At 61.8% G+C, this 14,562-nt stretch carries 11 protein-coding genes and 1 tRNA gene; 6 read left to right on the plus strand and 6 right to left on the minus strand.

Annotated features, from left to right (window positions below; translation table 11 throughout):
* Nucleotides 1–68: 68 nt before the first annotated feature.
* From mutT to Tal182_RS20405, 4 genes are all read right to left on the minus strand, one after another.
* Entirely contained in the window at nucleotides 69–482 is a 414-nt protein-coding gene (mutT, locus tag Tal182_RS20390) for an 8-oxo-dGTP diphosphatase MutT (protein WP_064805216.1), read from the minus strand.
* Nucleotides 479–1,285 carry a GNAT family N-acetyltransferase gene (locus Tal182_RS20395; RefSeq protein WP_085860567.1) on the minus strand — a complete coding sequence of 269 codons (807 nt, stop codon included), beginning with the start codon at nucleotides 1,283–1,285 and terminating at the stop codon, nucleotides 479–481. The genes mutT and Tal182_RS20395 overlap by 4 nt, the downstream gene beginning before the upstream one ends.
* Nucleotides 1,266–2,507: a bifunctional glutamate N-acetyltransferase/amino-acid acetyltransferase ArgJ gene (gene argJ / locus Tal182_RS20400; RefSeq protein WP_085861005.1), complete on the minus strand. Its 1,242-nt coding sequence runs from the start codon at nucleotides 2,505–2,507 to the stop codon at nucleotides 1,266–1,268. Before argJ ends, Tal182_RS20395 begins: the two co-directional genes overlap by 20 nt.
* 113 nt (nucleotides 2,508–2,620) lie before the next feature.
* Nucleotides 2,621–3,502, minus strand: coding sequence for a peptidylprolyl isomerase (locus tag Tal182_RS20405; RefSeq protein WP_064806365.1), 882 nt, complete (start codon nucleotides 3,500–3,502; stop codon nucleotides 2,621–2,623).
* Between the two features lie 246 nt (nucleotides 3,503–3,748).
* Between Tal182_RS20405 and secA the strand changes: the two genes are divergently transcribed.
* The 3 genes from secA to Tal182_RS20420 all read left to right on the plus strand — a co-directional run bounded on the left by secA (nucleotide 3,749) and on the right by Tal182_RS20420 (nucleotide 9,334).
* Complete coding sequence (gene secA / locus Tal182_RS20410) at nucleotides 3,749–6,463, plus strand: preprotein translocase subunit SecA (protein WP_085860568.1); 2,715 nt, start codon at nucleotides 3,749–3,751, stop codon at nucleotides 6,461–6,463.
* A gap of 177 nt (nucleotides 6,464–6,640) precedes the next feature.
* Nucleotides 6,641–8,056, plus strand: coding sequence for a lipopolysaccharide biosynthesis protein (locus Tal182_RS20415; protein WP_085861006.1), 1,416 nt, complete (start codon nucleotides 6,641–6,643; stop codon nucleotides 8,054–8,056).
* Nucleotides 8,057–9,334, plus strand: a complete 1,278-nt coding sequence (locus Tal182_RS20420) for a GNAT family N-acetyltransferase (protein ID WP_085860569.1) — start codon at nucleotides 8,057–8,059, stop codon at nucleotides 9,332–9,334.
* 15 nt (nucleotides 9,335–9,349) lie between these two features.
* Here the strand turns inward: Tal182_RS20420 and Tal182_RS20425 are convergent, their stop codons facing one another.
* Nucleotides 9,350–10,978, minus strand: coding sequence for an AMP-binding protein (locus tag Tal182_RS20425; protein ID WP_085860570.1), 1,629 nt, complete (start codon nucleotides 10,976–10,978; stop codon nucleotides 9,350–9,352).
* A 197-nt stretch (nucleotides 10,979–11,175) separates the two neighbouring features.
* Between Tal182_RS20425 and Tal182_RS20430 the strand changes: the two genes are divergently transcribed.
* Nucleotides 11,176–12,156: an aldo/keto reductase gene (locus Tal182_RS20430; RefSeq protein WP_085860571.1), complete on the plus strand. Its 981-nt coding sequence runs from the start codon at nucleotides 11,176–11,178 to the stop codon at nucleotides 12,154–12,156.
* Between the two features lie 64 nt (nucleotides 12,157–12,220).
* Here the strand turns inward: Tal182_RS20430 and Tal182_RS20435 are convergent, their stop codons facing one another.
* On the minus strand, nucleotides 12,221–12,799 hold the full coding sequence (locus Tal182_RS20435) for a TetR/AcrR family transcriptional regulator (RefSeq protein WP_085860572.1): 579 nt from the start codon (nucleotides 12,797–12,799) through the stop codon (nucleotides 12,221–12,223).
* Nucleotides 12,800–12,923: 124 nt separating this feature from the next.
* Here Tal182_RS20435 and Tal182_RS20440 point away from each other — a divergent pair, with 124 nt between their 5' ends.
* Together Tal182_RS20440 and Tal182_RS20445 are read left to right on the plus strand one after the other, a co-directional pair.
* Nucleotides 12,924–14,219 (plus strand): MFS transporter, encoded by a 1,296-nt coding sequence (locus tag Tal182_RS20440; RefSeq protein ID WP_085860573.1) that lies wholly within the window; start codon nucleotides 12,924–12,926, stop codon nucleotides 14,217–14,219.
* A gap of 123 nt (nucleotides 14,220–14,342) precedes the next feature.
* Nucleotides 14,343–14,427, plus strand: a tRNA-Leu gene (locus Tal182_RS20445).
* Nucleotides 14,428–14,562 lie beyond the last annotated feature (135 nt).

Consider the following 14,562-nt stretch of genomic DNA (forward strand, 5'->3'; position numbering starts at 1 on the left):
AATATCCACAGCCGAAAACGCCGCGGCACAATAAAAATCAGCCGATGCTAATACATGTCGGGACGCGCTTAAAGTAAATCCTGCAGCATCGGGATAAGCGGCTCGTCGGCGGGCGGCATGGGGTAGTCGCGCAGCGCCTGCGCACGCACCCATTTCAAAGCCTGCCCCTCAAGGCCTTGGGCAATCCCCTCATAGCGCCGGCAGATATAGAGCGGCATCAACAAGTGGAACGTCTCGTAGGAATGGCTGGCAAAGGTGAGCGGCGCCAGGCAGGCGATCTTGGTCTTGACACCAAGCTCTTCCTCGAGCTCACGCACCAGCGTCTCCTCCGGAGTCTCGCCGGGCTCGACTTTCCCTCCGGGAAACTCCCAAAGCCCGGCCAGCGACTTTCCCTCGGGACGCTGTGCCAATAGGATACGCCCATCGGCATCGATCAGCGCACAGGCGGCGACCAGCAATATTTTTCGGCCTGCCTCGCTCATCGGGGACCTCGTTGCCAATAGCAATAATGATAGGCATCGCGAAAACCGAGGCGCTCGTAGAGCGCGATGGCCGGGCGATTGGAAAGCCTGACCTGCAGCCAAGCCGAGCGGGCGCTGCGCATGCGCGCCCAGCGCAGCGCCGAGGTCAGGATTTCGGTGCCGAGCCCCTCACGCCGCCGCGTTTCGCAGACTGAAAGCGACATGATGCCGGCAAGATCGTTGTCCTGAACGCAGAGCACGGTCGCGAGCGGTCCCTCCACGGCATTCTCGATCATGAACAGACCCGACGGCGGCTTGATCGCCGAAATGATTTCGGCAAGCGCCGGCTTCAGGCTCAGCGGGGCCCTGTCGACCGCCAGGTTGGCATCGACGAAACGGCCGACATCATGGGTCGGCAGATGATCGAGCGTATCCGGCAGCTCGGCCTCGGCGAGATCGCAGGTCATCACCATGGTCTCGTCGAACCGTGTCCAGTTCCGGGCGCCGAGAAGGTCGATCAGCACCGGCGAGGCGAGCGGCGTCTGACGGACCACGGCGGCGCGGCCATAGGCCTCGAACTTCCGGCTCGCCTTTTCCAGACGGATCTCGACATCGCGATGGTCCGAGGGGTCGAGCGGCACGATGGAATTCAGCCGGTTGGACGGGTGGCCCGCCGTCAGCCGCACCTGCCAGCTGCCGTCATATTGCACGGACGCCGCCGGCCAGGCGCGAAAGCCGACGGCCTCCAGCCTGCGGACCAATGGCAGATTCGTTGAAGATATGGATGCCTGCACCAATAGACGATCAGCTCCGATAGTCGCCATTGATCGCAACATATTCCTTGGTGAGGTCGCAGGTCCAGACGGTCGCCGACCCAGTGCCGAGGCCGATATCGACTTTGACGGGGATATCCTGCGCTTTCATCACGTTTGACGCGGCTGCCTCGGAATAATCCGGGTCACGTTCGCCGTTGACGGCGACCCTGATGTCCCCGAACCAGATGGCGAGCCGGTCGCGGTCGGCCATCTCGCCGGATTTGCCGACCGCCATGACGATACGGCCCCAATTGGCGTCTTCGCCGGCGGCCGCTGTCTTGACCAGCGGCGAATTGGCGATCGACAGCGCAATGCGCTTGGCGGCGGCATCGCTCTCGGCGCCCGTCACGGTGATTTCGAGCATCTTGGTGGCGCCTTCGCCGTCGCGCACAACCTGCAGCGACAGGTCCTTCAGCACTTCGTTGAGCGCGGCGCGGAAGGCGGCAAGGCGCGGATCGTCGGCGCGTTCGATGCGGGCCTGGCCGTCCTCGGCCGCAGCCCCCGTCGCAAACAGCATCAGCGTATCGGAAGTGGACGTGTCGCTGTCGACGGTCATGGAATTGAAGGTCGGCCCGACGCCGTCGGACAGAAGCGCCTGCAGCGCTTCCGACGCGATGTCGGCATCGGTAACGACGAAGGAGAGCATGGTCGCCATGTCGGGCGCGATCATGCCGGCGCCTTTGGCAATGCCGTTGATCGTCACGGCCACGCCGCCGATCTCGGCGCTGCGGGTTGAAACCTTCGGATAGGTATCGGTCGTCATGATCGCCTTGGCGGCTTCGAACCAGAAATCGCCGGTCGCCTCGGCCTGCATCCTGTCAAGGACGCCTGAGAATTTGGTGGCGTCGAGCGGCTCGCCGATGACGCCGGTCGATGCCAGATAGATCTCGTTTTCGCCGCAGCCGACGGCCGCAGCAGCCGACTTTGCCGTCAGGGCGGTCGCCTGGCGGCCCTTCTTGCCGGTAAAGGCATTGGCGTTGCCGGAATTGACGACGACGGCGCGCGCAGTGCCGTGCGGCAGGTTCGCACGGCAGAAATCGACTGGCGCGGAGGGGCATTTGGAACGGGTGAAGACGCCCGCGACCGATGCCGGCTTATCGAAGACCATCATCAGCACGTCGGTGCGGTTCTTGTACTTGATGCCGGCCGAAGCCGTCGCCATGCGCACGCCGCGCAGCGAAGGCATCGGAACGAAGGATTTCGGGGCGAGCGGCGAAACGGAACCGGACATGATCAAACCTGCCAATGAGCATTTCCCGGCGACTGAAAGAACCGGCTCGCCGTCCGGAAATGCGACAACAACGATAAGGAAGGGCCCGGAAGAACCGGGCCCTGATGCGAATATTACTGCTTCGGCGCCGGCTGGGCGGGCTCGCTGCCCGGCTCCGGCTGCTTGTTGGCCTCGTCGTAACCCTTGCGCAGCGTCTCGTCCGAGATCTCGACCTTGGCAGACGATTTGGCTTGGTTGAGGAGGGCAAGATACTTGTCGCGCATGACGAGCTGACGAACCTGGTCCTGCACCTGGTCGAAAGGCGGCGGCGGAGCGTCGCGCTTGTCCTCGACCTTGATGACATGATAGCCGAAATCGGTCTTGACGGGCGTTTTCGAATAGGTGCCCTTCTCGAGTGCGAAGGCCGCGTCCTCGAATTCCTTCACCATACGGCCGCGCGAGAAATAGCCGAGATCGCCGCCTTCCGACTTGTTCGGATCAGTGGATTTTTCCTTGGCGAGTTCGGCGAAATCCTTGCCGGCGTCGAGCTGCTTGATGATGTCCTTGGCTTCGTCCTCGGTCTTGACCAGGATGTGGCGGGCGTGGACTTCCTCCTGCTTCGGCAGCGCGGCGACTTCCTTGTCGTAACGAGCCTTGATTTCGTCGGGTGTCACGGTGTCGACGACGTGCTTCTTGAAATAAGCATTGTGAAGCTCGCGGTCGGTGAGGTACTGCATGCGCTTCTTGAACTCGTCAGTCTGGTCGAGCTTCTCCGTCGTCGCGCCGGCCGCTAGCAGCTTCACATCGATGGCGGCGGACAGGGCTGCGACCTTCTTCTGGTCGTCGGGAAGCTGCGCCAGCTGCGGATCGAGGTTGGCGACGGCGAGATCGAGCTCAGACTGGTGGATCTCCAGATTGCCGACCTTGGCGACGACGGCGTCCTCTGCACGGGCCGGAGCCTGGAATGCAACGAAAGTTGCAAACGCCAGCACGGCGAATTTATTGGTGCTCAACATCAAATAACCCTTCACAGTTACATCGCCGGCTTCAGCATCGCCTGTTCCAGCTCAAAATAGCCATCAACACCGGATTGTGGCCTTTCTGTATCCGCCAAATCCGTTGACATCATTCGACCCCCCTCTTATCTGTCACGCAACCTCGCGTCCAGAACAGTTTCCGGGCGTTTCAAGGCGTGCGCCTGATTTTCGGCTGGGCCGCGGACAAGAAACGTCGCGGATGAATATTGAGAAAGGACCAGTCACATGGTCAGCTTTGGCGGTATAGCCCGCAAGTTATTTGGGTCGTCCAATGATCGCCGCGTGCGGTCCTACCAGCCGAACGTCGCCGCGATCAACTCCATCGAAGAGAAGACGAAGGCGCTGACGGACGAGCAGCTCGCGGCAAAGACCGCCGAATTCCGCGCCCTTCTCGCCGAAGGCAAGACGCTCGACGACATTCTGATTCCCGCCTTTGCCGTGGTGCGCGAGGCGTCGCGCCGCGTTCTCGGCCTGCGACCATTTGACGTACAGCTGATCGGCGGCATGATCCTGCATTCGAATGCGATCGCCGAGATGAAGACCGGCGAAGGCAAGACTCTCGTCGCCACCCTGCCGGTCTATCTGAACGCGCTTTCCGGCAAGGGCGTGCACGTCGTCACCGTCAACGACTATCTTGCCCAGCGCGATGCGGCGACCATGGGCCGCGTCTACGGCTTCCTCGGCATGACCACAGGCGTCATCGTCCATGGCCTCTCCGACGAGGAGCGCCGCGCGGCCTATGCCTGCGACATCACCTATGCCACCAACAACGAGCTCGGCTTCGATTATCTGCGCGATAACATGAAGTACGAGAAGAATCAGATGGTCCAGCGCGGCCACAATTTCGCGATCGTCGACGAAGTGGATTCGATCCTCGTCGACGAAGCGCGCACGCCGCTGATCATCTCCGGTCCGCTCGATGATCGCTCGGAACTCTACAATACGATCGACGCCTTCATTCCGCTGCTCGCACCCAGCGATTACGAGATCGACGAGAAGCAGCGTTCCGCCAACTTCTCCGAAGAGGGCACCGAGAAGCTGGAAAACCTGCTGCGTCAGGCCGGCCTCTTGAAGGGTAACGCGCTCTACGACATCGAGAACGTCGCGATCGTCCACCACATCAACAATGCGCTGAAGGCCCACAAACTCTTCCAGCGCGACAAGGACTATATCGTCCGCAACGACGAAGTCGTCATCATCGATGAATTCACCGGCCGCATGATGCCGGGCCGCCGTTATTCGGAAGGCCAGCACCAGGCGCTCGAAGCCAAGGAAAAGGTGCAGATCCAGCCGGAGAACCAGACGCTGGCGTCGATCACCTTCCAGAACTACTTCCGCATGTACGACAAGCTCGCCGGCATGACCGGCACGGCGCAGACGGAAGCGGAAGAATTCGGCAATATCTACAATCTCGATGTCATCGAAGTCCCGACCAACCTGCCGATCAAGCGTCTCGACGAGGACGACGAGGTCTATCGGACCTTCGACGAGAAGTTCAAGGCGATCATCGAGGAGATCCTCGACGCTCACAAGCGAGGTCAGCCGGTGCTCGTCGGCACCACCTCGATCGAGAAGTCGGAACTGCTCGCCGAGCGCATGCGCAAGCAGGGCTTCAACGATTTCCAGGTGCTGAACGCCCGCTACCACGAGCAGGAAGCCTATATCGTTGCCCAGGCCGGCGTGCCGGGCGCCGTCACGATCGCCACCAACATGGCCGGCCGCGGCACCGACATTCAGCTCGGCGGCAACCTGGATATGCGCATCGAGCGCGAACTCGGCGAACTCGAGGCCGGTCCGGAGCGCGACGCCAGGATCCAGGCGATCGTCGAGGAGATCAAGGAGCTTAAGCAGAAGGCGCTCGCCGCCGGCGGTCTCTACGTCATCGCCACCGAACGCCACGAGAGCCGGCGCATCGACAACCAGCTGCGCGGCCGTTCCGGCCGTCAGGGCGACCCCGGCCGCTCGAAATTCTACCTTTCGCTTCAGGACGATCTGATGCGCATCTTCGGTTCCGACCGCATGGACAGCATGCTGACCAAGCTCGGCCTCAAGGAGGGCGAGGCGATCGTCCATCCATGGATCAACAAGGCTCTCGAGCGCGCGCAGAAGAAGGTCGAAGCCCGCAACTTCGATATCCGCAAGAATCTGCTGAAGTATGACGACGTCCTCAACGATCAGCGCAAGGTGATTTTCGAGCAGCGTCTCGAACTGATGGAATCGGCCAATATTTCCGAGACCGTCTCCGATATGCGCCGCGAAGTGATCGAGGATCTGGTCGAAAAGCATATCCCCGAGCGCGCCTATGCCGAACAATGGGATGCGGTCGGCCTGAAGACCGGCGTTGCCAATATCCTGAACCTCGATCTGCCGATCGAAGAATGGTTCAAGGAAGAAGGCATCGGCGAAGACGACATTCGCGAGCGCCTGACGCAGGCCGCCAACACCGCCTTTACCGAAAAGGCCGAGCGCTTCGGCGACGACATCATGCATTACGTCGAACGCTCGATCGTCATGCAGACGCTCGACCATCTCTGGCGCGAGCATATCGTCAACCTCGACCATCTGCGCTCCGTCATCGGTTTCCGCGGCTATGCCCAGCGCGATCCGCTGCAGGAATATAAGTCCGAAGCCTTCGAACTCTTCACCGGCCTCCTCAACAATCTGCGCGAGGCCGTCACCGCCCAGCTGATGCGCGTCGAGCTGGTGCAGCAGGCGGCTGCTGAGCCGGAACCGCCGCTGATGCAGGCCCATCATCTCGATCCGACGACCGGCGAGGACGATTTCGCGCCGATCTACCAGGCTTCCGAAGTCATCGTCTCGCCTGAGAACCGGAATCCGGACGACCCCGCCACCTGGGGCAAGGTCGGGCGCAACGAGGCTTGCCCTTGCGGTTCCGGCAAGAAATACAAGCATTGCCACGGTGCCTTCGAGCAGGTCTGAGGAAAATCGCGAAAAGCTGGAAAATGCCGCCTCCGGGCGGCATTTTCTTTTCTGCGGCAGCACAAAAAACCTGGCCTTCACCACCGAATGGCAGCCCGATCCGGAACCGTTTCTTAACCCTGTTCTGTCAAGACTTCGGGGACGATTTGCCTGACCTCAGAGTTTTGCGTGTTCATCATGGCGGTCATAGAAACAGCGGAGAAACTGCTGCCCGCGGGCCTGCGCCCGATCGGCGGCCGTACGCTGCGCATGCTTGCCGCCATGCTCACCGAAGGCGGCGAAAAAGCCGCCGCCCGGCGGATGGCGCTGACGGCCTTCTCGATCCGCATCCTCAGCGCCGCGCTTGCCTTTATCTCGCAGATCGTGCTCGCACGGCTGATGGGCGAATATGAATATGGCATCTTCGTTTTCGTCTGGGTGCTGATCGTCGTCTTCGGCGATCTCTCCTGCCTTGGCTTCCACACCGCGATCGTCCGCTTTCTGCCGCAGTACAAGGCGGCAGGCGCCTTCGACGAAATCCGCGGCCTGACCGGCACGGCACGCATTTTCGCGATGCTTTCCGGCACAGTAATGCTCGTCGCCGGCATGATCGGGCTGCATTTCTTCGGCGATAGGATCGAGACCTATTATCTCGTCCCGATCTTCCTCGGCCTGCTTGCCATGCCGATGATCGCGCTCGGCGATATTCTGGAAGGCACGTCGCGGGCGAACCATTGGCCGGTGATGGCGCTGAGCCCGGTCTATATCGTCCGGCCGATTCTCATCATCGCCTTCATGCTGATCGCCATTGCAATGGGTGCACAGCATACGGCCGTCACCGCCATGCAGGCAGCACTTGCCGCCACCTTCGTCACCGCGTTGGGCCAGTACGGCGCGACACTCTATCGCCTTCGCCGGCACTATGACGAAGGTCCGCGCAAAATCGATTTCCTCGCCTGGCTCGGTGTCGCCTTCCCGATCTTCCTGATCGAGGGCGTGAGTTTCCTGCTCACCAATTCCGATGTCATCGTCGTCGGCATTTTCCTTGAACCGCACGACGTCGCCATCTATTTCGCCGCCGCCAAGACCATGGCGCTGGTGCATTTCATCAATTTCTCGGTCAAGGCCGCTTCCGGCCCGCGCTTTTCCTCGATCATCGCCGAAGGCGACCACGCTCAGCTGGCGGCGGCCGCCGCCGACGCCGCCCGCTGGACCTTCTGGCCGGCGCTCGGGGTCGGCCTCGCCGTGCTCGCGGCTGGCCATCTGCTGCTGTCGCTGTTCGGCGGCGCCTTCACGTCAGGTTATCTTGTCATGGCGATCCTGCTCGCCGGCATCCTTGCCAAGTCACTGGTCGGCCCGGCTGAAACACTGCTGATGATGGCGGGCAAGCAGAACCTCTGTGTGGCGCTCTATGCCGGCGCATTGGCTGCCAATGTCGGCCTCAACCTTGCTTTGATCCCGGATTACGGCATCGAAGGCACCGCTGTCGCCACAGCCTCGGCCATGGCGGTCGAAGCTATCCTCCTGCATGTCGCCGTGCGCCGCACGCTCGGCATCGCCCTCTTCGCCTTCGCCAGCCCCTCCGCCGCAACGCCAGAAATGAGAGTTCGATAGATGGTGCGCCTGCCCCCCGTCACCGAAAGCACCGACAGCATCAGCAACCGCATGATCCATGAGCTCGCGGCGCTGCATTTCGAAGCGCCGCAGGCCGAGGCCCGCGCCGAGATTGGCCGGCCGGGGCGCGAGCTCTGCCTCTATCCCGGCAAGCTCGGCTACGAACTTCAGGATGAGCTCGACTTCCTGTCCAACCGGGCGATGGAACCGAACGTCTTTTTCTCCGGCCGCTTCCTTGCGCCGGCCATGCCGCGGATCGAGGACCGGCAGGTCAATTTCGCCCTCATCCGCGATCACGGCGCCGGCCGCAGCCGCATGCGCTTCCTCCTGCCGTTTTCGGTCGACAGACCGGGTTTTGCCGTCGGTCCCTCGATCATCCGCGGCTGGTCGAACAGCTTCGGCCCGCTCGGCACACCGCTCGTCGACAGCGAAGATGCGGCCGAAACCCTCGACAATTTCTTCGAAGGACTGACCGTTCCCGATCTCAGCCTGCCGAGCACACTGGTCTTGCCGGATCTGAGATTGAACGGCATTTTCGTGCGCATGCTCAAGGCCGTGGCGCTCAGCCGCAACCTTCCGCTCACCGTGACCAATCCCTATCTGCGCCCGATGCTGCAGAGTGAGGAAGAGGCGCCCGCCTATCTCGGCAAAACCATATCCTCGTCACACATGCGTGAGATGCGCCGCCAGTGGCGCCTGCTGGAGGAACAGGGAACGGCCGTCTACGCCGTCGCCCGCCAGCCGCGCGACGTCCACGTCCGCTTCGAGGAATTCCTGGCGATGGAGGCCGGCGGCTGGAAGGGCAAACGGCGAAGCGCTCTCGTCACCGATCGCTATCATACTGCCTTCGCGCGTGAGGCCGTGTCGAACCTTGCCGCCGTCGACGCCGTGCGCATTCATACGATCGATCTTAACGGCAAAGCGATCGCCGCCATCGTGGTGTTGATGATGGGCGGCGAAGCTTATACCTGGAAGACCGCCTATGACGAGAACTATGCCCGCTATTCGCCGGGCAAGCTCTTGATGAGCGAACTCACGGAATGGCACCTTGATGACGCCAACATCGTGCGCTCGGATTCCTGCGCCGTCTCCGATCATCCGATCATGAGCCGCTTCTGGCAGGAGCGCGAGGAGATGGGAACTTTGGTCATCGGCCTGACCCAGAACGGCGACCGCGACATGCGCCAGGCCGCCGCCCAGCTCCACATGTATCGCAGCACGCGTAACATGGCGAAGATGTTGCGCGAGAAGATCATGTCGCTCGCCGGCCGGGGCTAAAGCATTTCCGGGAGCTTAGCCTTCAGCCGCAGCTTTCTCGCGCAGCAGCCGGCGGATGACCTTGCCGGTTGTGGTCAACGGCAATGACTCGACGAATTCCACCTCGCGCGGATATTCGTGCATCGAAAGCCGCATCTTCACCCATTCCCTGATTTCGGCGGCCAGCGCCTCGCTCGGCGAATGACCGGGTGACAACACGATATAGGCCTTGACGATCTCGGTGCGCACCGCATCGGGTTTGCCGACGGCCGCGGCAAGCTGCACGGCGGGATGGCCGATCAGGCAATCCTCGATCTCGGCCGGACCGATGCGATATCCGGACGAGGTGATGACGTCGTCGTCGCGGCCTTCGAAGGTGACGTAGCCGTCTTCGTCCTGCCGGCCGATGTCGCCGGTAAGCAGCCAGCCGTGGAGAAATTTTCGCTCGGTCGCCGCCGCATCGTTCCAATAGCCGAGGAACATGACGGGATCGGGACTGGCGATGGCGATCTGACCGGATTCGCCCGCCGGCAGCTCGTCGCCGGCCTCGCTGACGATCGCGACGCGATGTCCCGGCACCGCGCGTCCGATGGCGCCGGCCTTGGTGACACCAAAGGCGGCACTCGACGACAGCACGAAATTGCACTCCGTCTGGCCGTAGAATTCGTTAACGGTGACGCCGAGCGTGCGCCGCGCCCAGTCATAGGTCTCGCGGCCGAGCGCTTCTCCCGCCGAGCCGATCGTGCGCAGCACCAGATCATATTTCGAGCGCGGATCGGAAACCGATCGCATCAGCCGCAGCGCCGTCGGCGGGATGAAGGCATTGCGCACCTTCATCTTCGCCATGATCCGATAGGCCGCGTCGGCGTCGAATTTCTGCGCCGGCGACGAGACGACGGGAATGCCGAGCAGAAGGCTCGGCAGCAACGCATTGAGCAGACCGCCGGCCCAAGCCCAGTCGGACGGGGTCCAGACCTTGTCGCCCGCCTTGGGAAACCCTTCATGGGCGAACTGCATGCCGGGGATATGCCCGGGCAGAACACGGTGGCCATGCAATGCGCCCTTGGGCGGCCCCGTCGTGCCCGAGGTGAAGATCATCAGCGCCGGATCGTCGGGCGTTGTCTTCTCTCCCTCGAAGACCGGCGCATGCGAGGCGGTCAGATCGGCAAAGGAGAGGGCGTCGGCAGCCTCGCTGACACTGATCACATGTCGCAGCTCCGGCAGCCGATCGCGAATTTGCCGGACACGATCGAGGCCGAAATCATTGGTGATGATTGCCGCCGCGCCTGAGATTCTGAGCCGATATTCAAGCGCCTCGATGCCGAACAGCAACGCCAGCGGCAGGGCGATCACACCCATTTTATAGATCGCGACGTGCGCAATCACGGTCTCGAAGGACTGGGGCATCAGCAGAGCGACGCGATCACCGCGCTTGATGCCGAGCGATGCCAGCGCATTGGCGAACATCGATGAGGCCGCGGAAAGTTCACCATAGGTCAGTGAAAGATGGTCGCCGTCCGGGCTGAAATGCTCCAGACAGACACGCTCCGGATCTCGCACCGCCCATTCGTCGCTGACGGCGCGGCCGATATTGAAATCCTCCGGAATCCGCCAGGAAAAATCACGGTAGAGATCGCCATAACGATCGAAGGACGGCAGTCGCATAGTCGAATTCCGGTGAAATGCTGCAGCAGCTAACACCTTGCGGCGCGGATACGCAAGCCGCAGACAAAACGGCGGCCCCATCACGCACCATTGTACTTGCCGCCCGCAGATTTCTCATTCAGCCCCCTGCGACGTTGGCGGCTTCGCACTAGATCATGAAACGCCGTGCGGGGTTATCTCAATTCTGGAGTCGTTTCATGGAATACGTCAAATTTGGAAAGACCGGTCTCGAAGTCTCGAAAATCTGCCTCGGCTGCATGACCTTCGGTGATCCCGGCCGCGGCAATCATGCCTGGAGCCTGCGGGAAGAGGAAAGCCGGACGATGATCAAGCAGGCGATCGACCTCGGCATCAATTTCCTCGACACCGCCAACACCTATTCCAACGGCTCCTCGGAGGAGATCGTCGGCCGTGCCATCAAAGACTTCGCCAAGCGCGAGGACATCGTATTGGCGACCAAGGTGTTCAACCGCATGCGGCCGGGCCCGAACGGCGCCGGTCTGTCGCGCAAAGCGATCTTCGACGAGATCGACAATAGCCTGCGCCGCCTCGGCACCGACTATGTCGACCTCTACCAGATCCATCGTTTCGACTATACGACGCCGATCGAGGAAACGCTGGAAGCGCTGCATGACGTCGTCAAATCGGGCAAGGCGCGTTATATCGGCGCCTCGTCGATGTATGCCTGGCAATTCGCCAAGGCCCTTTATGTCTCCCGGCTGAACGGCTGGACCGAGTTCGTCAGTATGCAGAACCACCTGAACCTGCTTTACCGCGAGGAAGAGCGCGAAATGCTGCCCTTCTGCGAAGACCAGAAGATCGCCGTCATTCCCTGGAGCCCGCTGGCCCGCGGCCGCCTGACCCGCGACTGGGACGAGACGACGGCGCGCAGCGAAACCGACGAATTCGGCAAGACGCTCTACACGCAGTCCATCGATGCCGACCGCAAGATCGTCGATGCCGTGGCCGAAATCGCTAGAGCCCGCGGCATCTCCCGCGCCCAGATAGCCACGGCCTGGATCCTGCAGAAGAGTGTGGTGACCGCCCCGATCATCGGCGCTTCCAAGCCGAACCACTTGGCGGATGCCGTCGCCTCGCTATCGGTCAAACTCACCGCCGAGGAAATCGCGGAACTCGAAGCGCCCTACATCCCGCACGCCATCGCCGGCTTCAAATAGCCGTTGGCATCTCGATGGGCAGACTGGCGTGGGGAGGGTCGGACCCTCGGCTTCCGGGCTCGGATTATGTCCGGTTGGCGGGATCGAGCTGCCGGCGCATCGTCACCAGAAACTGCTCGGCAAGCGCCCTGTCCTCGACGGCGCGGGCAAGAATGACGGCCCCCATCATCGATGAGAGCGTCGTCGCTGCATTGGCGCGACGCTCCTCCTCGGTCTCGCCGGCAACGATATCGGCAAGTGTGTCGACCAATACGGACAGACCGTCGCTGAAGACCGCGCGCATCGCGCCGCGGCTGCGGCTCACCTCCTGAATCAAGGTCGCGAAAACACAGCTGCCGCCCGGATCGTCAACCGTGCGCCAATGAATATAATGGTCGAGAAGTGCCTGCAGCGGCCGGTCGGGTGACTCGGCAATATGTTCCCTCCAGCGCGTCTCGACCTTGTCGATCAGCTTGCGGCTGACCTCAAGCGCCAGTTCGTCCTTCGAACTGAAGTGGCCGTAGAAGCCGCCATGCGTCAGCCCCGCCGCTTTCATGATATCGGCAACGCCGACGCCATCGAAACCGTTCTCGCGAAAGAGCACGCCGGCAACATCGAGAATCCTCTCGCGGTTCTCGACAAATTTTTCGCGGCTGACCCGCATCTTCATCTCCAGAAATCGTCGCTTGACAAAATATATGATGTCTATCATCAATAAGCAACAAATATGATGGCCATCATGTAAAGCGGCTCTGTCTTCCCCACCTGAATTCGAATGGAATCCCCTCATGGTTTCAGCAGTTCTTGCCTCCTCCCTTGCGCGGCGCAACATTCATTACGGTTGGGTCGTCGTTGCCGCGACCTTCCTGACCATGCTGGTGACGGCAGGCGCCATGGGCGCCCCCGGCGTCCTCATCAAGCCGCTCCAGGACGAGTTCGGCTGGGAAACGGCGCAGATTTCCTCCGCACTGGCGATTCGCTTGCTCCTTTTCGGTTTCATGGGCCCGTTCGCCGCCGCCTTCATGAATTATTTCGGCGTGCGAAAGGTCATCGTCTTTGCACTGGCGCTGATCGGCTCAGGCTTCATCGGTTCGCTGTTCATGACCAAGCTTTGGCATCTGCTGGCCCTGTGGGGCATCGTCGTCGGCTTCGGCACCGGCCTGACAGCTATGGTGCTGGCGGCAACGGTTTCGACGCGCTGGTTCGTCAAGCACCGCGGCCTTGTCGTCGGTATGCTCTCGGCGAGCTCGGCAACCGGCCAACTCGTCTTCCTGCCGCTGATGGCGGAACTCACCGAACGTTACGGCTGGCGGGCCACCGTGTTCTTCGTCTGCGCCATGATCATGCTTGCCGCGCTTCTCGTCCTTCTCTTCATGCGTGACCGTCCCTCTGACGTGAACCTGCCGTCGCTGGGAGAAGCCCATGTCGCGCCTGCGCCGGCCCGCACGACGCTCGGCGCTGCGCTGATGACGCCGATCACCACGCTCCGCGAAATCTCGACGACCTCGACTTTCTGGATCCTGTTTGCCACCTTCTTCATCTGCGGCCTTAGCACCAACGGCCTGATCCAGACGCATTTCGTCACCCTGTGCGGCGATTTCGGGATCGTGCCGGTGGCAGCCGCCAGCGTGCTTGCCGTCATGGGCATCTTCGATTTCTTCGGCACCATCGGCTCCGGCTGGCTCTCCGATCGCTTCGACAATCGTTGGCTGCTGTTCTGGTATTACGGCCTGCGCGGTCTCTCGCTGCTCTATCTGCCCTTCAGCGATTTCAGCTTTTACGGCCTCTCGATCTTCGCGATCTTCTACGGTCTCGACTGGATCGCCACCGTGCCGCCAACCGTCAAGATTGCCGCCGACCGCTTCGGCCGCGAAAAGGCCGGCCTCGTCTTCGGCTGGGTCTTTGCCGGCCATCAGCTGGGCGCCGCCACCGCCGCCTATGGCGCCGGCCTGTCGCGCACGGAGCTGTCGAGCTACCTGCCCGCCTTCTTCGTCGCCGGCGCTTTCTGCCTCTTAGCTTCGATCCTGGCGATCACGCTGAAGAAGTCCGGCCTGACCAACCCGGCACCTGCCGCCGTCCACTGATATGAAAAAGGATCCGGCCTCGAAACCAGGCCGGATCCTCCAACGCTTCATGCGATAACTTCGCCGGCCCGTCTTGCGCGCGCGGGTTCTCGCATGTTAGACAGCCGCCCGTCCGTATCCGTTGCCCCATTGGCGGAATTGGTAGACGCGCTCGACTCAAAATCGAGTTTCGAAAGAAGTGCTGGTTCGACCCCGGCATGGGGCACCAGCCTCCGCTCTATGAGCTTCGGCTCGGCGAGCCGAAGAGAGCAGCTAAGCGAAGGCGGACTGGTTCGATGATGCTCCGCTTAGCGGCGCCATTATCCCGAATACAATCGTGTCGCGCCTCCGCATCATCAAGCTG

This window comes from Rhizobium sp. TAL182, assembly GCF_002117725.1.
In the GTDB taxonomy this organism is placed as follows: domain Bacteria; phylum Pseudomonadota; class Alphaproteobacteria; order Rhizobiales; family Rhizobiaceae; genus Rhizobium; species Rhizobium esperanzae.